General features: G+C 69.0%; 18 protein-coding genes. 2 read left to right on the top strand and 16 right to left on the bottom strand.

Features of this window, described 5'->3' with window-relative positions; translation table 11 throughout:
• Positions 1 to 96: 96 nt before the first annotated feature.
• From Dac01nite_RS06280 to uvrA, 10 genes are all read right to left on the bottom strand, one after another.
• Positions 97 to 468: an RNA polymerase-binding protein RbpA gene (locus Dac01nite_RS06280; protein ID WP_203654514.1), complete on the bottom strand. Its 372-nt coding sequence runs from the start codon at positions 466 to 468 to the stop codon at positions 97 to 99.
• A gap of 19 nt (positions 469 to 487) precedes the next feature.
• A complete protein-coding gene (gene secG / locus Dac01nite_RS06275; protein ID WP_203654512.1) occupies positions 488 to 733 on the bottom strand; it encodes a preprotein translocase subunit SecG in 246 nt (81 codons plus the stop codon).
• A gap of 67 nt (positions 734 to 800) precedes the next feature.
• A complete protein-coding gene (gene tpiA, locus Dac01nite_RS06270; RefSeq protein WP_203654510.1) occupies positions 801 to 1,592 on the bottom strand; it encodes a triose-phosphate isomerase in 792 nt (263 codons plus the stop codon).
• Positions 1,593 to 1,595: 3 nt separating this feature from the next.
• Positions 1,596 to 2,786: a phosphoglycerate kinase gene (locus Dac01nite_RS06265; RefSeq protein WP_203654508.1), complete on the bottom strand. Its 1,191-nt coding sequence runs from the start codon at positions 2,784 to 2,786 to the stop codon at positions 1,596 to 1,598.
• An 84-nt stretch (positions 2,787 to 2,870) separates the two neighbouring features.
• Positions 2,871 to 3,875 (bottom strand): type I glyceraldehyde-3-phosphate dehydrogenase, encoded by a 1,005-nt coding sequence (gene gap, locus Dac01nite_RS06260; RefSeq protein ID WP_203654506.1) that lies wholly within the window; start codon positions 3,873 to 3,875, stop codon positions 2,871 to 2,873.
• A gap of 159 nt (positions 3,876 to 4,034) precedes the next feature.
• Complete coding sequence (gene whiA / locus Dac01nite_RS06255) at positions 4,035 to 5,018, bottom strand: DNA-binding protein WhiA (protein WP_203654496.1); 984 nt, start codon at positions 5,016 to 5,018, stop codon at positions 4,035 to 4,037.
• A 4-nt stretch (positions 5,019 to 5,022) separates the two neighbouring features.
• Positions 5,023 to 5,991, bottom strand: a complete 969-nt coding sequence (locus Dac01nite_RS06250) for a gluconeogenesis factor YvcK family protein (RefSeq protein WP_203654488.1) — start codon at positions 5,989 to 5,991, stop codon at positions 5,023 to 5,025.
• Positions 5,988 to 6,911, bottom strand: a complete 924-nt coding sequence (rapZ, locus tag Dac01nite_RS06245) for an RNase adapter RapZ (RefSeq protein ID WP_203654480.1) — start codon at positions 6,909 to 6,911, stop codon at positions 5,988 to 5,990. The genes Dac01nite_RS06250 and rapZ overlap by 4 nt, the downstream gene beginning before the upstream one ends.
• Positions 6,908 to 8,791 (bottom strand): excinuclease ABC subunit UvrC, encoded by a 1,884-nt coding sequence (uvrC, locus tag Dac01nite_RS06240; RefSeq protein WP_203654478.1) that lies wholly within the window; start codon positions 8,789 to 8,791, stop codon positions 6,908 to 6,910. The genes rapZ and uvrC overlap by 4 nt, the downstream gene beginning before the upstream one ends.
• Before the next feature lie 10 nt (positions 8,792 to 8,801).
• Complete coding sequence (uvrA, locus tag Dac01nite_RS06235; RefSeq protein ID WP_203654476.1) at positions 8,802 to 11,648, bottom strand: excinuclease ABC subunit UvrA; 2,847 nt, start codon at positions 11,646 to 11,648, stop codon at positions 8,802 to 8,804.
• Positions 11,649 to 11,729: 81 nt separating this feature from the next.
• Here uvrA and Dac01nite_RS06230 point away from each other — a divergent pair, with 81 nt between their 5' ends.
• A complete protein-coding gene (locus Dac01nite_RS06230; RefSeq protein WP_203654469.1) occupies positions 11,730 to 12,029 on the top strand; it encodes a YciI family protein in 300 nt (99 codons plus the stop codon).
• Positions 12,030 to 12,060: 31 nt separating this feature from the next.
• On the opposite strand, the gene Dac01nite_RS06225 is transcribed toward Dac01nite_RS06230, so the two are convergent.
• From Dac01nite_RS06225 to Dac01nite_RS06205, 5 genes are all read right to left on the bottom strand, one after another.
• Positions 12,061 to 13,134 carry a TerC family protein gene (locus Dac01nite_RS06225; RefSeq protein WP_203654467.1) on the bottom strand — a complete coding sequence of 358 codons (1,074 nt, stop codon included), beginning with the start codon at positions 13,132 to 13,134 and terminating at the stop codon, positions 12,061 to 12,063.
• Positions 13,135 to 13,168: 34 nt separating this feature from the next.
• On the bottom strand, positions 13,169 to 15,232 hold the full coding sequence (gene uvrB / locus Dac01nite_RS06220; protein ID WP_203654465.1) for an excinuclease ABC subunit UvrB: 2,064 nt from the start codon (positions 15,230 to 15,232) through the stop codon (positions 13,169 to 13,171).
• A gap of 35 nt (positions 15,233 to 15,267) precedes the next feature.
• Positions 15,268 to 15,864 carry a dephospho-CoA kinase gene (coaE, locus tag Dac01nite_RS06215; RefSeq protein WP_203654463.1) on the bottom strand — a complete coding sequence of 199 codons (597 nt, stop codon included), beginning with the start codon at positions 15,862 to 15,864 and terminating at the stop codon, positions 15,268 to 15,270.
• Between the two features lie 127 nt (positions 15,865 to 15,991).
• Entirely contained in the window at positions 15,992 to 17,476 is a 1,485-nt protein-coding gene (gene rpsA / locus Dac01nite_RS06210; RefSeq protein WP_203654454.1) for a 30S ribosomal protein S1, read from the bottom strand.
• A gap of 160 nt (positions 17,477 to 17,636) precedes the next feature.
• Positions 17,637 to 18,035: an FAD synthase family protein gene (locus tag Dac01nite_RS06205; RefSeq protein WP_203654446.1), complete on the bottom strand. Its 399-nt coding sequence runs from the start codon at positions 18,033 to 18,035 to the stop codon at positions 17,637 to 17,639.
• A gap of 56 nt (positions 18,036 to 18,091) precedes the next feature.
• On the opposite strand from Dac01nite_RS06205, the gene Dac01nite_RS06200 reads away from it, so the two are divergent.
• Positions 18,092 to 19,480, top strand: coding sequence for a CDP-glycerol glycerophosphotransferase family protein (locus tag Dac01nite_RS06200; protein WP_203654444.1), 1,389 nt, complete (start codon positions 18,092 to 18,094; stop codon positions 19,478 to 19,480).
• Here Dac01nite_RS06200 and Dac01nite_RS06195 read toward each other — a convergent pair.
• Positions 19,477 to 20,496: a 6-phosphofructokinase gene (locus Dac01nite_RS06195; protein ID WP_203654442.1), complete on the bottom strand. Its 1,020-nt coding sequence runs from the start codon at positions 20,494 to 20,496 to the stop codon at positions 19,477 to 19,479. The two genes, Dac01nite_RS06200 and Dac01nite_RS06195, sit on opposite strands and share 4 nt — an antisense overlap.
• Positions 20,497 to 20,501 lie beyond the last annotated feature (5 nt).

The raw sequence follows: 20,501 nt of genomic DNA, 5'->3' as shown, positions 1-20,501 counted from the left end.
CTATCGCCCGTGCGACCATTCCCCTCCCCCTGCCCCCAGACGCGTCAGGCCGCCGTCCCCGATCCGGGACGGCGGCCTGACGACGGCGTGCTGGAGTCAGTCGGCGACGGAGACGGACTCGCGACGCGCACGCAGCTCGGTGAGCGCCTCGTCGAGCAGGGCCTGGCCCTCCTCGTCCGAGCGACGCTCCTTCACATACGCGAGGTGCGTCTTGTACGGCTCGTTGCGGATGGGCTCCGGCGGGTTCTCCGCGTCGAGCCCGGCCGGGAAGCCGCACTTGGGGCAGTCCCACTCCAGCGGAATCTCCGGCGCGTCGGTCTCGTCCCCGAGCGCGAAGCTCGGCGACGTGATGTGACCACGCGCGCAGTAGTAGTTGACGGTCTGGCGAGGCGCGGACTCGCCGCGCTCGTCCTCGCCCAGCGGGCCCGCGCCTACGCGCGAGCCTCTGATCGCATTGCCTGCAGCCATGTGTCCCCCTCGTTGTCCCTCAGAGAGCGAAGCGGGAGATGAGACCGAGCAGCACGATCACCATCACCCACACGATCGCCGTGATCCAGGTGAAGCGCGTCAGGTTGCGCTCACCCACTGCGGAGGACTGCACTCCCGAGGAGAAGCCACCGCCGAACATGTCGGTGATGCCGCCTCCCCTGCCTCGGTGAATGAGGACGAGGCCAATGAGCATGAAGCTGGTGATCACCAGCAGCACCCACAGCGTGGTCTCGAGGAAATTCACAGTGCTCCTTCTAGGATCGCGGTCGAACGGGTACCAGGATACGCGACGATGCCCTCCAGCGAGACCGTTACAGTCCCACCTGGTGAGACCGGAAGCGGGCGATCTTCGCAAACTCCTCGGGATCGAGGCTGGCACCGCCCACGAGGCCGCCGTCGACGTCCGGCTCCGCCATCAGCTGGGCGATCGAGCCGGACTTCACCGACCCGCCATAGAGCACGCGCACGCCTGCGGCGAGCTCGTCGTCGTAGAGCTCGGCGAGACGGCCGCGGATCGCGCCGCAGACCTCCTGCGCATCTGCAGGCGTCGCGACCTCTCCCGTGCCGATGGCCCAGACGGGCTCGTACGCGATGACGACGTCCTTGGCCTTGTCGGCGGGGAGGTCCTTGAGCGCGCCGTCCACCTGGGCAAGCGTGTACTCGACCTGATCGCCGGCCTTGCGCACATCGAGTCCCTCGCCCACGCACACGATCGGCACGATGCCCGAGTCGAACGCGGCCTTGGTCTTCGCCGCGACCACCTCGTCGCCCTCGCCGTGGTACTCACGGCGCTCGGAGTGGCCCACGGCGACGTAGCTCACGCCCAGCTTCGACAGCTGCGCGCCGGAGACCTCTCCGGTGTAGGCACCGGACGCGTGCTGGGAGATGTCCTGCGCTCCGTACTTGAGCTCCAGCTGGTCCGCATCCACGAGCGTCTGCACGGACCGAATCGAGGTGAACGAGGCCAGCACCGCCACCTCGACGTCGTCGAAGTCGTGCTTGGCGTCGCGCAGGAGCCAGGCGAGCTTCTGCACGGTGTGGGTGGCCTCGAGGTGGTCGAGGTTGAGCTTCCAGTTCCCTGCGATGAGGGGGGTGCGTGCCATGTGTCAGTCCTCCAGTACGGCCAGGCCCGGCAGGACCTTGCCCTCGAGCAGCTCGAGCGACGCGCCGCCGCCCGTGGAAATGTGAGAGAAGCCGGCCTCGTCGAAGCCCAAGCGCCGCACCGCAGCGGCGGAGTCGCCACCGCCGACGACGGAGAAGCCGTCCGAGTCGATCATGGCCTGCGCCACCGCGGTGGTGCCGCCGGCGAACGCCTCGAACTCGAACACGCCCATCGGGCCGTTCCAGACGATGGTCTTCGCATCCGCGATCGCGGCGGCGAAGGCCTTGCCCGCCTCAGGACCGATGTCCAGACCCATCCAGCCGTCGGGGATCTCTGCGGCAGGCACGGTGCGGTGCTCCGCATCGGCCGCGAACGCCGAGGCGACCTCGATGTCCTCGGGGAGGATGATCTCGACGCCGTTGGCCTCGGCCGTGGCCAGGTAGCCCTTGACCTTGTCGATCTGGTCCGCCTCGAGCAGCGAGGAGCCCACCCCGTGGCCCTTGGCGGCCAGGAAGGTGAACACCATGCCGCCGCCGATCAGCAGCCGGTCGGCCTTGCCCAGCAGGTTCTCGATCACGCCGAGCTTGTCGGACACCTTGGAGCCGCCCAGCACGACGGCGTAGGGACGCTCGGGGTCCGTGGTCGCGCGCGACAGCGACTCGACCTCGTTCTGGACCAGCAGCCCCGCGGCGGACGGCAGCTTCTTCGCGATGTCGTACACGGAGGCCTGCTTGCGGTGCACCACTCCGAAGCCGTCGGAGACGAACGCGTCCGCCAGCTCGGCGAGGGCGTCCGCCAGTGCCTCGCGCTCCGCATCGTCCTTCGAGGTCTCGCGAGCGTCGAAGCGGACGTTCTCGAGCATCGCGACCTGCGCGGGCTCGAGCGCCGCGACCGTCGCCTCGGCCGAGGGGCCCACGAGGTCCTCGGCCAGGGTCACGGGCTGGCCGAGCAGCTCCGCGAGCCGCGCGGCGGCCGGTGCCAACGAGTAGTCCGGATTGGGCTCGCCGCCCGGACGGCCCAGGTGCGCCGTGACGATCACGGACGCTCCGGCGTCCAGGAGGCGCTGGATCGTGGGGACCGAGGCGCGCACGCGGCCGTCGTCGGTGATGGTGGTGCCGTCGAGCGGCACGTTGAGGTCGGAGCGCACCAGCACCTTCTTGCCGGTGAGGTCTCCGAGGCTGTCGATGGTCTTCATGACGGTGTCCTTACAGGTCCGAACATGGCGACGTCCGCACACGCTGAGCGTGCGCGGACGTCGCCGTGTTCACGGGTGTGTCGCTCAGAGCTTCTCGCCCACGAAGACCGTGAGGTCCACGAGGCGGTTCGAGTAGCCCCACTCGTTGTCGTACCAGGAGACGACCTTGACCTGGTCGCCGATGACCTTGGTGAGGCCCGAGTCGAAGATCGACGAGGCCGGGTCCGTCTCGATGTCCTTCGACACGATCGGGTCCTCGGTGTAGGTCAGGTAGCCCTTCATGGCGCCCTCGGAGGCCGCCTTGACGATCTCGTTGATCTCCTCGACGGAGGTCTCGCGCGAGGCGGTGAAGGTGAGGTCCGTCGCGGAGCCGGTGGGAACCGGCACGCGCAGGGCGTAGCCGTCCAGCTTGCCCTTGAGCTCCGGCAGCACGAGCGCGACGGCCTTGGCGGCGCCGGTCGAGGTCGGCACGATGTTGAGCGCTGCGGCGCGCGCACGGCGAAGGTCGCTGTGCGGGGCGTCCTGAAGGTTCTGGTCCGCGGTGTACGCGTGGATGGTCGTCATCAGGCCCTTCTCGATGCCGATGCCGTCGTTCAGCGCCTTCGCGAGCGGGGCGAGGCAGTTCGTCGTGCACGAGGCGTTCGAGATGATGTGGTGCGACGCGGGGTCGTAGTCCTCGTGGTTCACGCCCATCACGAAGGTGGCGTCCTCGTTCTTCGCCGGAGCGGAGATGATGACCTTCTTGGCGCCGGCCTCGATGTGGGCCTTCGCCTTGGTGGCGTCCGTGAAGAATCCGGTCGACTCGATGACGACGTCCGCGCCCAGGTCCGCCCACTTGAGGTTGGCGGGGTCGCGCTCGGCCGATGCGGCGAACGTCTTGCCGCCCACGGTGATGGTGTCCTCGGTGAAGGAGACCTCGGCACCCAGGCGCCCGAGGATGGAGTCGTACTTGAGCAGGTGAGCGAGCGTCGCGTTGTCCGTGAGGTCGTTGATGCCCACGACCTCGATGTCCGCGCCCGAAGCGAGCACTGCGCGGAAGAAGTTGCGTCCGATGCGGCCGAAGCCGTTGATGCCGACCTTGATGGTCACTGTTGATCTCCTCGACTTGCGCCGGACGACACCGACGCATGGGTGGATGGATGCGGGTGCGCACCTCGACGTGCGCGGGACGCGGTCCCCAGGGAACCACTGATTCCAGCGTACTACCTCTGCGCGAACCGGCGCGCGGTACGAAAGTCCTGGTGCGAGCTAGTCGAGCTCCAGCATCTCCTGCGTGATGCCGGCCTCGGTATCGGGGATGCCCAGCTCCTCGGCGCGCTTGTCTGCCGTGGCGAGGAGGCGCCGGATGCGGCCGGCGACGGCGTCCTTGGTGAGCTGAGGGGTCGCGAGCTTGCCGAGCTCCTCGAGCGACGCGTCCTTGTTCTCGAGGCGCAGGCGCCCCGCCTCCACGAGGTGCTCGGGCACCTCGTCGCCCAGGATCTCGAAGGCCCGCTGGACCCTGGCGCCGGCGGCGACGGCCGCCTGGGCGCTGCGACGCAGGTTCGCGTCGTCGAAGTTGGCCAGCCGGTTCGCGGTGCCACGCACCTCGCGACGCGTGCGCTTGTCCTCCCACTCGAGCACCGAGTCGTGGGCGCCGAGGCGAGTCAGCAGCGTCGCGATCGCATCGCCGTCGCGGATCACCACGCGATCCACGCCCCTCACCTCGCGCGACTTGGCGCTCACGCCCAGGCGGCGCGCGGCGCCCACGAGGGCCAGAGCCGCCTCCGGCCCCGGAGACGTGACCTCGAGCGCGGAGGAGCGGCCCGGCTCCGTCAGTGATCCGTGCGCCAGGAAGGCGCCACGCCAGGCGGCCACGGTGTCCTCGATCGATCCACCCACCACCTGCGGCGGGAGGCCGCGGACGGGACGTCCGCGGTGATCCAGCAGACCGGTCTGTCGGGCGAGGGACTCCCCCTCCTTGACCACGCGGACCACATAGCGGTTGCCCTTCTTGAGGGCCCCGCCGGAGACCACGATGATCTCGCTCATCAGGCCGAACACCTCGTGGATGAACGCGCGCAGGCGGCGCGCCCCCACCGCGGTGTCGAGCTCGGCCTCGATCACGATCCGACCGGAGACGATGTGCAGACCGCCCGCGAACCTGAGGGTCGTCGCCACCTCGGCCTTGCGTGCGGACGTCTTCTCGACGGCGACGCGTGCCAGTTCATCCTTCACCTGTGCGGTCAGAGCCATGCGCTTATCCTGCCACTCCTCCCGCTCCGGCGGTGACGGTGAGACCCCGCTCACGGGCGATCGCCACGAGCTCGCGCCGCAGCGCGGTCGCGTCATGGGCGTCCGCGGAGGCCTTCGAGCACACGTCGCCGATGCGCAGTCGCGCTCCCCACGCGGCCACCTCGTCCTCCAGCGCTCCCTCCGTGCCGTGCGCGACGTCGATCAGCACGTCAGCGGGCACGAACCACGGCGCGGCGTGACGCAGCGCGCGCACATCGTCGATGCGGTCCGTGCCCGCGGTCTCCTCGTCGTCGTGGCCGACGTTGAGGACCACCACGCAGCGCGAGGCGGCGCGCTCGAGCGCCGCCGCGACCTGGGCGACCTTGAAATGGGTGAGCACCGAGGTGTACCAGCTGCCGGGCCCCAGCACCACCAGATCGGCGTGGTCGATCGCGTCGATGGTCTCCTGTGGGACGCGCGGATTCTCGGGTGCCAGACGCAGCTCCTGGATCCGGCCATCCGCGGTCGCGACCGCCACCTGCCCCACCACCTCGTGGGAGCCGTGGGGACCCTCGACGAGCGCCGAGACCTCCAACGGGTCGACCGACAGCGGCAGCACCTTTCCCTGCGACTGCAGCAGCCTGCCCACCCAGGCCAGTCCGTCGACGACGTCGTCGGTGCGGTCCCACAGTGCGGCGATCAGCAGGTTTCCCATCGCGTGGCCGTCGAGCGGGCCGTCGGTGGAGAAGCGCCACTGCAGGACATCCCGCCAAGTGCGTCCCCACTCCGTGTCGGCGCACAGCGCGGACAGCGCCATCCGCAGGTCTCCGGGCGGGACGATGCCCATCTCGGATCGCAGTCTGCCTGACGAGCCACCGTCATCCGCCACTGTCACCACCGCGGTGAGGTGCGGCGTCAACCCGCGCAGGGCGGTGAGGGTCGCGTACAGGCCGTGGCCGCCCCCCATCGCCACCACGCGCGGCTCGCCGCTCATGCGCGCGGACGGTCCCGATGCGTCGTGCGGACGTCGTAGCCACGTGCGCGCAGGTCCGCGCCCAACGCCTCCGCCATCACCACGGAGCGGTGCTTGCCGCCGGTGCATCCGACAGCGATGGTCACCGCATGCTTGTCGTGGGCCCGGTACAGGTGCAGCGCGCTGTCGATCACGGAAGCGTACCCATCCACGAACTCCTGGGCGCCCTCGGCTCCCAGCACGTGATCCCGCACCGCAGGATCGAGGCCGGTGAGGGGGCGCAGCTCGGGCACCCAGTGCGGATTGTGGAGGAATCGCACGTCCGCGACGAAGTCCGCATCCGCGGGGATCCCGTTCTTGAAGCCGAACGACTGGACGTTGATCTGCAGGCGCGGAGTCTCGTCGGACACCTCGCGCGTCATCACGTCTCGGAGCTCGTGGACGTTCAACCGCGATGTGTCGATGATGTGATCGGCCCGGTCGCGCACGTCCGCGACCATGGTGCGCTCGCGCGCGATGCCCTCCAGCAGCGTGCCGTCCTGCTGGAGTGGGTGGGGCCGTCTCGCCTCCTCGAAGCGACGCACGAGCGCCTCGTCGGACGCGTCGAGGAACAGCAGGCGGACCGGCACCCCCTTCACCTCGAGATCGTCGACCACGGTCTCGAGGTCCTTGAAGAACTCGCCTCCTCGCACGTCGACCACGGCCGCGAGCCGTCGGCGCGTGTCGCCCCCGATCAACGACGTCACGAGCCCGGAGAGCAGATGCGGCGGCAGGTTGTCGACCACGTACCAGCCCAGGTCCGCCAGCACCGCGGCAGCCTTCGTGCGTCCTGCTCCGGACATGCCGGTCAGCACCATCACCTCCGGGGCGACCTCGGGGGCCTCGAAGCTGGGCCGCGGGATGCCGGACGGATAGGTGACGGCTGGTGGCTCCTCAGTCATGTGTCCAGCATGCCATCGTCGCCGCGCACGGCTCGGAGGATCGCCTGCGCCGTGCCGGCGCCGATGCCGGGAACGAGCGTGAGCTGCTCCACGGAGGCCTGCTTGACCTTGGCGAGCGAACCGAAGTGTCGGATGAGCGCCTTCGCGCGCTCGGGTCCCACCCCCGGCACGTCGTCCAGCGCCGACGCCTTCATCGCCTTGCCGCGCTTGCCACGATGCCGCGTGATGGCGAAGCGGTGCGCCTCATCTCGCAGCCGCTGCAGGAGGAACAGCGCCTCGGAGCCTCGCGGGAGGATGACGGGAAACTCCTCGCCCGGCACCCATACCTCCTCGAGACGCTTCGCGAGACCCACGACCATCACGTCGGCCACCCCGAGCGCGTCCAGCGCCTCCCGTGCCACGTTCACCTGCGGGAGGCCACCGTCCACGAGCACCAGCTGCGGCGGGTACGCGAACCGCGCCGTCTCGCGCTCCTCGGGCGGGAGCCGCGACTCCTCGAGGTAGCGCTTGAAGCGCCGCGTCAGCACCTCACGCATCGCGGCGGTGTCGTCCGTGCCGTCCGCGATCGAGAACTGGCGGTACTCCGCCTTGCGCGGCAGAGCGTCCTCGAACACCACCATGGATCCGACCTGGTTGGTGCCGCCGGTGTGCGAGATGTCGTAGCACTCGATGCGCAGCGGGGCCTCGACCATGCCGATCGCCTCCTGCAGCTCCTGCAGCGCTGCGGCACGGGTCGACAGGTCCGATGAGCGCTTGAGCCGGTGCTGCTCGAGCACCTGCAGGGCGTTCTGGTGGCCTGTTCCGGCAAGCTCCGCCTTCTTCCCCCGCGAGGGGACACGAATGTCAACCGCGGCACCGCGAACGCCGCGCAGCCACTCGCGCAGCGCGTCCGCGCCCTCGGGCGCCGCAGGCACCAGCACCTCCGGTGGCACGTCGACCCCCTCCACCGCTCCGTAGGCCTCCTGGATCAGCTGGGCGACCATGCCAGGCACCTCGAGCGGCTCGGGCTTGTCGACCACCCAGCCCCTCTCCCCGGCGATGCGCCCGTCACGCACGTGGAAGACGTGGGCGGCCGCCTCCATCTCGTCGTCGACCAGGCTGAAGATGTCCGCATCCGTCCCCTGCGCGAGCACCACAGCGTTGCGGTCGAGCACGTCGCGCAGCGCGTGCAGTCGGTCGCGGGCGCGCGCGGCGGCCTCGAAGTCCTCGCGCTCAGCAGCGTCGGTCATCGACTGGGTGAGGTCCCGGATCATGCCCTTGGCGTCGCCGCCGAGCACCGCGCACACGCGTTCCGCCAGCGCGCGGTGGTCCTCCTCGCTGATGCGCCCCACGCAGGGCGCCGAGCACTTGTCGATGTACCCCAGGAGGCACGGCCGTCCCTGGCGCTCGGCCTTGCGGAACACCCCCGGCGCGCAGGTGCGCACGGGCAGCGCCGTCAGCAGCGTGTCGACGGTGTCGCGGATCTGCCACGCACGCGCGTACGGGCCGAAGTACCTCACGCCCTTGCGGCGCTCACCCCTCATGACCTGGATGCGGGGGTACGTCTCGCCCATGGTCACCGCGAGGTAGGGGTAGGACTTGTCGTCCTTGAAGACCACGTTGAACCGCGGGTCGTACTGCTTGATCCAGGTGTGCTCGAGGATCAACGCCTCGACCTCGTTGCGGACCACGGTCCACTCCACCGAGGCTGCGGTGGTCACCATGATGCGCGTGCGAGGGTGGAGGTTGCTGAGGTCCTGGAAGTAGTTCGACAGTCGCGCGCGCAGGCTCTTGGCCTTGCCCACGTAGACCACGCGGCCGTGCGGGTCGCGGAACCGGTACACGCCGGGCTCGGCGGGGATGCTGCCGGGCGCGGGCCGGTAGTCCGCGGGGTTGGTCACGATCGCCAGCCTACGCGCGCGACGGCACCGCGAGGATCTCCTTGAGGAACGCGCCGGTGTGGCTGGCGTCGACCTGCGCGATCTCCTCCGGGGTGCCCTCGGCGACCACGAGGCCACCGCCGGAGCCACCCTCCGGCCCCATGTCCACGACCCAGTCGGCGGACTTGATCACGTCGAGGTTGTGCTCGATCACGATCACGGTGTTGCCCTTGTCCACGAGGTCCTGGAGCACGCCGAGGAGCTTGCGAACGTCCTCGAAGTGCAGTCCCGTGGTGGGCTCGTCGAGCACGTAGATGGTGCGGCCGGTCGAGCGCCGCTGCAGCTCGGACGCGAGCTTGACGCGCTGAGCCTCGCCGCCGGACAGGGTGGGAGCGGGCTGTCCCAGCCGGACGTAGCCCAGCCCCACCTCCACCAGCGTCCGCAGGTGCCGCGAGATCGCGGGGATCGCCTCGAAGAAGTGCGCCGCCTCCTCGATGGGCATGTCCAGCACATCGGCCACGTTCTTGCCCTTGAAGTGCACCTCGAGCGTCTCGCGGTTGTACCGGGCGCCCTTGCAGACCTCGCACGGCACGTAGACGTCCGGCAGGAAGTTCATCTCGATCTTGAGCGTGCCGTCGCCCGAGCAGGACTCGCACCTGCCGCCCTTGACGTTGAAGGAGAACCGGCCGGGTCCGTAGCCGCGCACCTTCGCCTCGTTCGTCTCGGCGAACAGCTTGCGGACCTTGTCCCACACACCCGTGTAGGTGGCGGGATTCGACCGCGGCGTGCGCCCGATGGGCCCCTGGTCGACGTGCACGATCTTGTCGAGCTGGTCCGTGCCGGTGATCCGCGTGTGCCGGCCAGCCACCTGGCGCGCGCCGTTGAGCGTGTTGGCGAGCGACGTGTACAGGATCGCGTTCACCAGGGTGGACTTGCCGGAGCCGGACACTCCCGTCACCGCGGTGAGGACTCCCAGCGGGAAGGACACGTCGATGCCCTGGAGGTTGTGCTCGCGCGCGCCCACGACCGTGATCTCGCGATCGGGGTCGATGGGGCGACGCGACTCCGGCACTGCGATGCTGCGACGCCCGGCCACATAGGCGCCGGTGATCGAGCGCTCGTTGTCGAGCAGGTCCTCGTATGTCCCGGAGTGGACCACCTCTCCCCCGTGCTCGCCGGCGCCGGGACCGATGTCCACGACCCAGTCGGCCGTGCGGATGGTGTCCTCGTCGTGCTCGACCACGATCAGCGTGTTGCCGAGGTCCCGCAGACGGGTCAGGGTGTCGATTAGGCGGCGGTTGTCGCGCTGGTGCAGCCCGATGCTGGGCTCGTCGAGCACGTACAGCACGCCCACGAGGCCGGAGCCGATCTGCGTCGCGAGGCGGATCCTCTGCGCCTCGCCGCCCGAGAGCGTCCCGGCGGCGCGCGAGAGCGTCAGGTAGTCCAGGCCCACGTCGAGCAGGAAGCCCAGCCGGGCGTCGATCTCCTTGAGGACCTGGACGGCGATCTGACGTCCGCGCTCGTCCAGCTCCGCCGTCAGCAGGAAGTCCCTCGCGTCCGCGATGGACAGGTCGCACACCTGAGCGATCGAGCGGCCCCCGATCGTCACGGCGAGCACCTCGGGCTTGAGGCGGGCGCCGCCGCACACGGGGCACGGCACCTCGCGCATGTAGGACTCGTACTTCTCCCGCGACCAGTCGGACTCGGTCTGGGAGTGCAGGCGCTCGATCCAGGAGATCACGCCCTCGAAGCCAGTGGTGTACTGCCGCTCGCGCCCGAACCGGTTGCGGAACTTGACGTGCACCTCGTAGTCCTTGCCCACGAGCACGGCCTGCTTGACGTCCTCGGACAGGTCCTCCCACGCGGTGTCGAGCGAGAAGCCGAGGTCACGCGACAGCGCCGCGAGCAGGCGCCCGAAGTACTCGGAGGAGGTCGACGTGCTCGACCACGGCGCGACCGCGCCCTCGTTGATGCTCAGGCTCGGATCCGGGACCACGAGGTCGGGATCGACCTCGAGCCTCACGCCGATGCCCGTGCACTCCGGGCACGCGCCGTAGGGGGCATTGAAGGAGAAGGTGCGCGGCTCGATCTCCTCGAGCGCCAGCACGTGGTCGTTGGGGCAGGCGCGCTTCTCGCTGTAGCGGCGCTGGTCGAGCTCGCCGTCGACGGGGTCGATGAGCACCAGTCCGTCCGCGATGCGCAGCGCGGTCTCGACGGAGTCGGTGAGGCGCTGACGCACGCCGTCCCGGGCCACGAGCCGGTCCACCACCACCTCGATGGTGTGCTTGAGCTTCTTCTCGAGCTGAGGCGGATCGGTGAGCTGGACGGTCTCGCCGTCCACGCGAGCGCGGGCGAAGCCTTGCTGCTGCAGCTCCTCGAACAGGTCCGCATACTCTCCCTTGCGCCCGCGCACCACCGGTGCGAGCACCTGGTAGCGCGTGCCCTCCGGCAGCGCGAGGACGGAGTCGACGATCTGCTGCGGCGTCTGCGCCTGGATGCGCTCTCCGCAGACCGGGCAGTGCGGCGTTCCCACGCGGGCATACAGCAGGCGGAGGTAGTCGTAGACCTCGGTGATGGTGCCCACGGTCGAACGAGGGTTGCGGTTCGTGGACTTCTGGTCGATCGACACCGCGGGCGACAGCCCTTCGATGAAGTCGACGTCCGGCTTGTCCATCTGGCCGAGGAACTGCCGCGCGTAGGCGGACAGCGACTCGACGTAGCGGCGCTGCCCCTCCGCGAAGATGGTGTCGAAGGCGAGGGAGGACTTGCCCGATCCCGAGAGCCCGCTGAAGACGATCAGGGAGTCTCGGGGCAGGTCGAGGTCGACGCCCTTGAGATTGTGCTCGCGCGCTCCGCGCACCAGAAGTTGGTCGTTCACACGGCAATGCTACGCGGAGTTGTGTTCGAACGCATGTTCGAATCGGCGTGTCGCCCCGGCGAGCCTGGCACGATGGTCGCCATGACCACCTTCACCATCGAGTACGCGTACGACGACCGCTCCGACGAACGCGACCAGCATCGCCCCGCGCACCGCGCCTACCTTGCCGCGCTGGCCGACGAGGGCACGATGCTCGCCTACGGGCGCTACGACGACGACGGCGCTCCTGGCGCGCTCCTCGTCTGCGAGGCGGCGTCGCTCGAGGAGGTCGAGGCGATCATCGAAGGCGACCCGTTCGTGCGCGCGGGACTGGTGCCCGAGCATCGCATCCGCGTGTGGCCCGCGCTGTTCGGCACGGGCCTCGCTGCGCGTCTGACGTGAGGCAGGGGGCGTCGCGCCGCCGCCCGCCGCGCTAGCGGCCGTCGTCCCGCTCTGCGGGCTCCCGGCGCTCGACGTCCTCCGGTGAGCCCTCGAGAGCCTCGCCCGCCTGCTCCCGCACCACCTCGGGGGCGTCGGAGGGACGGTTGCGCGTCGCCAGGAGGCTGGCGACCGTCGCGATCGTGAGGATCGCGAGAATGACCGTGAGCGACAGCGCGGTGGAGATCTCGGGCACGCTCAGCCCCTCGCCCCCGTTGACGAACGGCAGGTTGTTCTCGTGCAGCGCATGCAGCACGAGCTTGACGCCGATGAAGGCGAGGATCGCCGCCAGACCGTAGTGCAGGTACACCAGGCGCTGCAGCAGGCCCTGCACGAGGAAGTACAGCTGGCGCAGTCCCAGCAGAGCGAACGCGTTCGCCGTGAACACGATGAAGGGATCCTGGGTGAGGCCGAAGATGGCAGGGATCGAGTCCAGCGCGAACAGCACGTCCGTCGAGCCGATCGCGACCATCACGAGCAGCATGGGGGTGACCATGCGACGGCCCGCCTCCCGCACCATGATCCTTCCCTCGCGATAGCCGTCCGTGACCGGGTACAGGCGCCGCACCAGGCGGACCATCCGGCCCTCCTCGTACTCCTGCTTCGCGGTGTCCTCGTTGCTCTCCTTCGCGAGCCCCCATGCGGTGTAGATCAGGAAGGCGCCAAAGACGTAGAAGAGCGCCGAGAAGGCATCCAGCGCCGCGGCCCCGGCGGCGATGAAGACTGCGCGCAGCACGAGCGCGACCGCGATGCCGACCAGCAGGACCCGTGAGCGGTACTGCGGTGGCACCGCGAACCGCGTCATGATCACCAGAAACACGAACAGGTTGTCGACGGACAACGACTTCTCCGTGATGTAGCCCGCGAGGTACTCGGTGGTCGAGAAGTCGGCGTGCCAGAAGTGCATCACCACACCGAAGACCAGCGCGATCCCGATGTAGAACACGGACCAGCCCACCGACTCCCGGAAGGTGGGCTCGTGCGGCTTGCGGATGACCACCGCGAAGTCGAAGACGAACAGGGCGATGATGAACGCGATGGTCGCGGTCCAGACGAGGGGGTCGGTCACCGTGCAATCGTACGCGCCGTCGGGGCTCCTCCTGTCAGCCGGCGTCGAGCATCTGCCGCAGCTCCTTCTTGAGCTCGGCGATCTCGTCCCGCAGGCGTGCGGCGAGCTCGAACTTGAGCTCGCCTGCGGCCTCGCGCATCTGCCCCGACAGGCTCTCGATGAGCTCGCTGAGCTCGTCCGAGGGCCTGCCTGCCATGGGTGACGAGCCGGAGCCGCCGGCGCCTGCCCCACTCGCCCTGGCGGCACGCTCGAGCGTCTTCGCGGTGTCCGCCTCCTCACGCGCGAGCATCTCGGTGATGTCGCCGATGCGCTTGCGCAGCGGCGTGGGATCGATGCCGTTGTCCTTGTTGTAGGCGATCTGGATGTCGCGGCGGCGATTGGTCTCGTCGATCGCGGACGCCATCGAGTCGGTGATGGTGTCCGCATACATGTGGACCTCGCCGGACACGTTGCGCGCTGCGCGACCGATGGTCTGGATGAGCGACGTGCCGGAGCGCAGGAAGCCCTCCTTGTCCGCGTCCAGGATCGACACCAGGGAGACCTCGGGCAGGTCGAGACCCTCGCGCAGGAGGTTGATGCCCACGAGGACGTCGAAGCGGCCCATGCGTAGCTCCCGGAGGAGCTCCACGCGTCGGAGCGTGTCCACGTCCGAGTGCAGGTACTCGACCTGGACGTCCCGCTCGGCGAGGAACTCGGTGAGGTCCTCCGCCATCTTCTTCGTGAGGGTCGTGACGAGCACGCGCTCGTCGCGTTCCACCCGGGCACGGATCTGCTCCAGGAGATCGTCGATCTGCCCTTCGGTGGGCTTGACGACCACCTTCGGGTCGACCAGTCCGGTGGGACGGATGATCTGCTCGACCACCCCGTTCGCTCGTTCGAGCTCGTACTGGCCGGGGGTCGCCGACAGGTACACGGTCTGCCCCACGCGCTCCTGGAACTCGCCCCACTTGAGCGGACGGTTGTCGAGCGCCGAGGGCAGGCGGAAGCCGTGCTCCACGAGCGTGCGCTTGCGGGACGCGTCGCCCTCGTACATCGCACCGATCTGGGGCACGGTCACGTGCGACTCGTCGATCACAAGCAGGAAGTCGTCGGCGAAGTAGTCGAGCAGCGTGTGAGGCGGGGTCCCGGTGGCGCGCTGCTCGATGTGGCGCGAGTAGTTCTCGATTCCCGAGCATGTCCCCACCGAGCGCATCATCTCCAGATCGAAGGTGGTGCGCATCTTGAGACGCTGGGCCTCGAGCAGCTTGTTCTGTCGCTCGAGCTCCTGGAGACGCTCGTCGAGCTCAAGCTCGATGGTCGCGATCGCGCGGTTCATGCGATCCACGCTCGCCACATAGTGCGACGCCGGGAAGATGTGCACCTGCTCGCGGCGCTCGACCACCTCGCCCGTGAGCGGATGGAGGGTGTAGAGCGCCTCGACCTCGTCGCCGAACATCTCGATGCGGATCGCGAGCTCCTCGTAGACGGGGATGATCTCGACGGTGTCGCCGCGGACCCGGAAGGTCCCGCGGGTGAATGCGAGGTCGTTGCGCGAGTACTGCATCTGCACGAACTCCCGCAGCAGACCGTCGCGGTCGAGGACGTCTCCCACGGCCATCGTGACCATCCCCTGGATGTACTCCTCCGGCGTGCCCAGGCCGTAGATGCAGGACACGGAGGACACCACCACCACGTCGCGACGGGTCAGCAGCGAGTTCGTGGCGGAGTAGCGCAGCCGCTCGACCTCCTCGTTGATCGAGGAGTCCTTCTCGATGAAGGTGTCCGTCTGCGGAACGTACGCCTCCGGCTGGTAGTAGTCGTAGTACGACACGAAGTACTCGATCGCGTTGTTGGGCAGCAGCTCGCGGAACTCGGTCGCCAGCTGCGCGGCGAGCGTCTTGTTGTGGGCCATCACCAGCGTGGGACGCTGCAGGCGCTCGACGAGCCACGCCGTGGTCGCGGACTTTCCGGTGCCGGTCGCGCCCAGGAGCACCACGTCCTGCTCCCCCGCCTCGATGCGGCGCGCCAGATCGTCGATGGCCTTGGGCTGGTCGCCCGAGGGCGTGTACTCCGAGATGACCTCGAAGGGCGCGTCCGAGCGGCGAAGATCCTCTGTCATGGCTCCTACGCTACGCGCAGCCACCGACATTCGAGTCAGTGCGCTGGAACGTGGACCTGCCAGTACTCGTCGACCTGGGCGCGCAGCGCCTCGGCCGTGCCGCTTCCGTCGAGCACCGTGTCCGCGGCGGCCGAGCGCTCGGCATCGCTGGCCTGCGAGCGGATCCGGGCGAGCGCATCGTCGCGGCTCATGCCGCGAGACTCCACCATTCGCGCAACCCTCACCTCCTCGGGCGCGGCGATCGTGACGACGAGGTCGTAGTCCTCGCCGCCGCCGGCCTCGACCAGGAGGGGGATGTCGTGGACGACCACCTGCGCTCCATCCGCTCGCGCCTGCTTGTCCGCCGCCCGAGCCATCGCGAACACGTACGGGTGCACGATCGCGTCGAGCTGCGCACGCGCCGCGGGGTCATGGAACACGATGGCCGCCAGCGCCGCTCGGTCGAGCGCGCCGTCGCGCACGGCGCGGTCGCCGAACGCGCGGACGATCTCCACGAGACCGGCGGAGCCGGGCTCCACCGCGCGTCGCGCGAGGATGTCATGGTCCACCACCGTCGCGCCCAGCTCCCCGAAGCGCGCGGAAGCGGTCGACTTGCCTGCGGCGATGCCGCCCGTGAGTGCGATGCGGAGCATGGAGCGAGTGTCGCACCCCCGGACCGCACACGCCAGACAGCGCGCCGTGGGACGTTCGCGGCCTGGTGGCGGACATGCGACAGGGCCGCGATCCTGGCGGATCGCGGCCCTGTCGTCGTACGGGTGCTTAGTTGCCCGTGAGCTTCTCGCGCAGCGCGGCGAGACGCTCGTCCGAGGCGAGGGTTCCCGCATCGGCCGTCTCGTCGTGCGAGGTGTACGAGGCGCCCGCGTCGGCCTTGGGCCCACGCTTGCGCGGCGCCGCGGCACCGACGGTCTCGGCCTCGGCGGCCTGCTCCTCCTGCTTCGCGACGAACGCCTTGTGCGCCTCCCAGCGCTCGTGAGCCTTCGCGTACTCCGCCTCCCAGGCCTCGCGCTGCTCGTCGAAGCCGTCGCGCCACTCCTGGGTCTCGGGGTCGAAGCCCTCGGGGTACTTGTAGTTGCCGGTCTCGTCGTACTCGGCGGTCATGCCGTACAGCGCCGGGTCGAAGTCCTCGCCGGCCGGGTCGACGCCCTCGTTGGCCTGCTTGATGGACAGCGAGATGCGGCGACGCTCGAGGTCGATGTCGATGATCTTGACGAAGACCTCCTCGTCCGCCTGCACGACCTGCTCTGGCAGGTCCACGTGACGCACGGCGAGCTCCGAGATGTGCACCAGGCCCTCGATGCCGTCGAACACGCGCACGAAGGCGCCGAACGGAACGAGCTTGGTGACCTTGCCGGGAACGATCTGGCCGATCGCGTGCGTGCGAGCGTAGACCTCCCAGGGGTCCTCCTGGGTCGCCTTGAGCGACAGCGAGACCCGCTCGCGGTCCATGTCGATGTCGAGAACCTCGACCTCGACCTCCTGGCCCACGGAGACGACCTCGTTGGGGTGGTCGATGTGCTTCCAGGACAGCTCCGAGACGTGCACCAGGCCGTCCACGCCGCCCAGGTCGACGAACGCGCCGAAGTTGACGATCGAGGAGACGGTGCCCTTGCGGACCTGGCCCGGCTGCAGCGCCGTGAGGAAGCTCGAGCGCACCTCGGACTGCGTCTGCTCGAGGAAGGCACGGCGCGACAGGACCACGTTGTTGCGGTTCTTGTCGAGCTCGATGATCTTCGCCTCGATCTGCTGGCCGATGTACGGGCCGAGGTCGCGCACGCGACGCATCTCGACCAGGGAGGCCGGGAGGAAGCCGCGCAGACCGATGTCCACGATCAGGCCACCCTTGACGACCTCGATGACGGAGCCGGTGACGACGCCGTCCTCTTCCTTGATCTTCTCGATCGAGCCCCAGGCGCGCTCGTACTGCGCACGCTTCTTGGACAGGATGAGGCGGCCTTCCTTGTCCTCCTTCTGAAGAACGAGGGCCTCGACGGTGTCGCCGACGGCCACGACCTCATCGGGGTCGGCGTCGTGACGGATCGACAGCTCGCGAACGGGGATGACGCCCTCGGTCTTGTAGCCGATGTCGAGCAGGACCTCGTCGCGGTCGACCTTGACGATGGTGCCCTCGACGAGGTCTCCGTCGTCGAAGTTCTTGATGGTCGCGTCAATCGCGGCGAGGAAGTCCTCACTCGAGCCGATGTCGTTGACTGCGATGGGGGTGGACTCGGGGGTGGATACGGACATTAAGGAGTAGCTCCGATGAAGAATGGATGAATCGTATGGACATGGACCGGCCTGCGCGCAGGCGCACGAGACCGACATTCATCCTACCGCTTCGCCCGTCCCAGCACAAAGGCCGCGCCGGAACTGCCGGCCGCGGCGCGCATCGGCCCTCCGCGGAACGTCAGTCCAGGTCTCGGCGGATGCTCTGGATGATGTCGGTGGTCGACACCTCCGCGGTGCGCGGCAGGTAGATCACCTCGCACTGCTCCCGGTGGTGATCGAACCGACCCTTCCAGTCGTCGCCCATCACCAGCACGTCCGCGCGGTGCTCCGCGATGTACTCGCCCTTGAGCTCCAGCGACTGCTCCACGAACACGTCGTCGACGCAGGCCAGCGAGCTCACGATCGCGAGGCGATGCTCCTCGCGATAGACCGGGTAGCGCCCCTTCTTCGCCATCGTGAGCTCATCCGAGGACACGCCCACCGTGAGGTGATCGCCCAGGTCCGCGGCGCGCAGGAGCACGTTGACATGGCCGATGTGGAACAGATCGAAGGTCCCGAAGGTGAGCACGCGCGTCATCGCACCAGGATAGGCGGCCATCGTTCACGCAACGTTCACCGGCTATGCTTCGCGGCGTGATCCCCGCTCGCCTGCGCAAGCTGCGCCGCCGCACCCGCACCTTCGTGGGGCGTGCTGTGCGCGGCGTGCAGGACCGCACGGTGGGCCTCTGGTACTACCAGCGCCTCCCCCTCGACCCCACCCTGGTCGCCTACACCTCCGTGTGGCACCGTGCGCCGCGAGGCAACCCGCTGGCGATCTATCGCAAGCAGCAGGAGATCGCGCCGCACCTGCGAGGAGTGTGGATCGTGCGCAAGCAGGACGTGCACCTCATCCCCGACGGAGTGGAGTACGTGACCCCGCGCACGCTCGCCTACCTGCGACTCATCGCGACCGCGTCCTTCGTGGTCGACGATGCCAACCCGCATTGGAGCCTGCCGGCGCGCGACGGCCAGGTCTACGTGCAGACGCATCACGGCACCGCGCTGAAGTACATGGGGGCCGACCGTCACTACTCGGGCGAGCGACCCTCCGACGCGACCATCGTGACGATGCATCGTCGCTGTCAGCGCTGGACGTACTCGCTGACCACGAGCCCCTACCTCACGGAGGTGTGGGAGCGGGCGTACAGCTCGGGCGCGACGCAGCTCGAGGTGGGCTTCCCACGCAACGACGTCCTGTTCGCGGCCACCGAGCAGGACCGTCGTCACCAGCGCGCGCGACTGGGCCTGGCCGATGGTGAGCGGGCCGTCCTGTACATGCCCACGTGGCGCACCCGCCGCGGGCCGCACGAGGACGAGTTCGACCTCACCGCCTTCGCACGGTCGCTGCCAGCGGACACGCGCTTGCTGGTGCGCGATCACTACTATCACGACCGTCGTGGCAGGACCGTGATCCCTGAGCAGGTGATCGATGTGTCCCGAGGGTGGGAGGTCGAGGACCTCTACCTCGCCTCGGATGCGCTCATCACGGACTACTCGTCCGCCATGTTCGACTACGCCCTGCTGGACAGGCCCATCGTGCTGTTCTGCTACGACTGGGACCACTATCGGTGGAGCCGGGGGGCGTACTTCGACATCACGGCCGATGCGCCGGGCCAGGTGGTCACGACCGCACAGGACCTGGTCGAGAGCCTGAGGTCACGCAGCTACGAGTCGGCGGAGCACGCCGAGCGCCGTGCGTCCTTCCGTGCCCGATTCGCCACCTTCGAGGACGGCAACGCGGCGGAGAAGGTGGTGCGCGTCGCGCTCCTGGGCGAGGCCGAGAGCAGGTGGACCGGCCACGGGTACGCGTCCGAGCACCCCGCCGGCTGGACGCCGCACCCGCGTGTCAGCCACCCCGAGGATCCCTCGATCGAGCCTCGTCTCGCCCCCGTCGGCAGGCCCCGTCGAGCGGTCCCCGCTCCCGAGGACGTGGTGGACGTCGATGGGGACGACTCCTCCGCGGACGGCGCTGCGGCGCGCTAGAGCCCCCAGGCGGTCCGCAGCAGCTCCTCGGGGACGTACTTGGTCTTGCCTGCCATCTCCGAGAACTCCAGCATCTCGATGCGCTCGCCTCGCAGCGCCGTGAACGTGCCGAACTCCTTGCCTGCCGCCGCGTCGATCGCCGCCACTCCGAAGCGGGTGGCGAGGAGCCGGTCCGCGGCCGTGGGCACTCCGCCGCGCTGGACGTAGCCCAACGTCGTGAGACGGGTGGGGAAGCCGGTCACACGCTCGATCGCGCGAGTGACCTGAGCGCCCACCTGACCCGCGATGGGGTTGCCCTTCGAGTCGAGGGTGTCGTCCGCGTCCCAATCGCTGCCCTCGGCGGGGATCGCGCCCTCCGCGACGGCGACGATGGAGAAGTTCTTGTAGCGGTGACGATGGCGGATCTTCTTGCCGATCGCCTCGATGTCGAACGGTGACTCCGGCGCCAGGATGATGTCGGCGCCGCCCGCGATGCCCGCCGTCACGGCGATCCACCCGCAGTGACGTCCCATGAGCTCCACCACCATGACGCGGTTGTGGGACTCCGCGGTCGAGTGCAGCCGGTCGATGGCCTCCGTCGCGATCGACACGGCGGTGTCGAACCCGATCGACGAGTCGGTGCCGACCACGTCGTTGTCGATGGTCTTGGGGATGCCGATGACGGGCACGCCGGACTTGTGCACCTTGGACGCCGCCTTGAGGGTGCCGTCGCCGCCGATGCAGATGAGGGCGTCCAGCTTCTCGTCCTCGAACGTCTGGTGCACGGCGTCCAGGCCGCCCTCGACCTTGTGAGGGTGGCAGCGCGCGGTGCCCAGCATGGTGCCGCCGTGAACGAGGATGCCGCTCACGTCGTCCCTGGTGAGCGGGACGGCATCACCGTTGATGACGCCCTCCCACCCGTTGCGGAAGCCCACGATCGACATGCCATGCTCCGCCGTGCCGCGCTTGACGACGGCTCGAATGGCGGCGTTGAGGCCGGGGCAGTCCCCGCCTCCGGTCAGGATTCCTACGCGCATGCGTC

It is taken from the genome of Demequina activiva (assembly GCF_016862815.1).
Lineage (GTDB): Bacteria > Actinomycetota > Actinomycetes > Actinomycetales > Demequinaceae > Demequina > Demequina activiva.
Note: the sequence above shows the minus strand (reverse complement) of the source record. Positions and strands in the feature narration are given on the sequence as shown.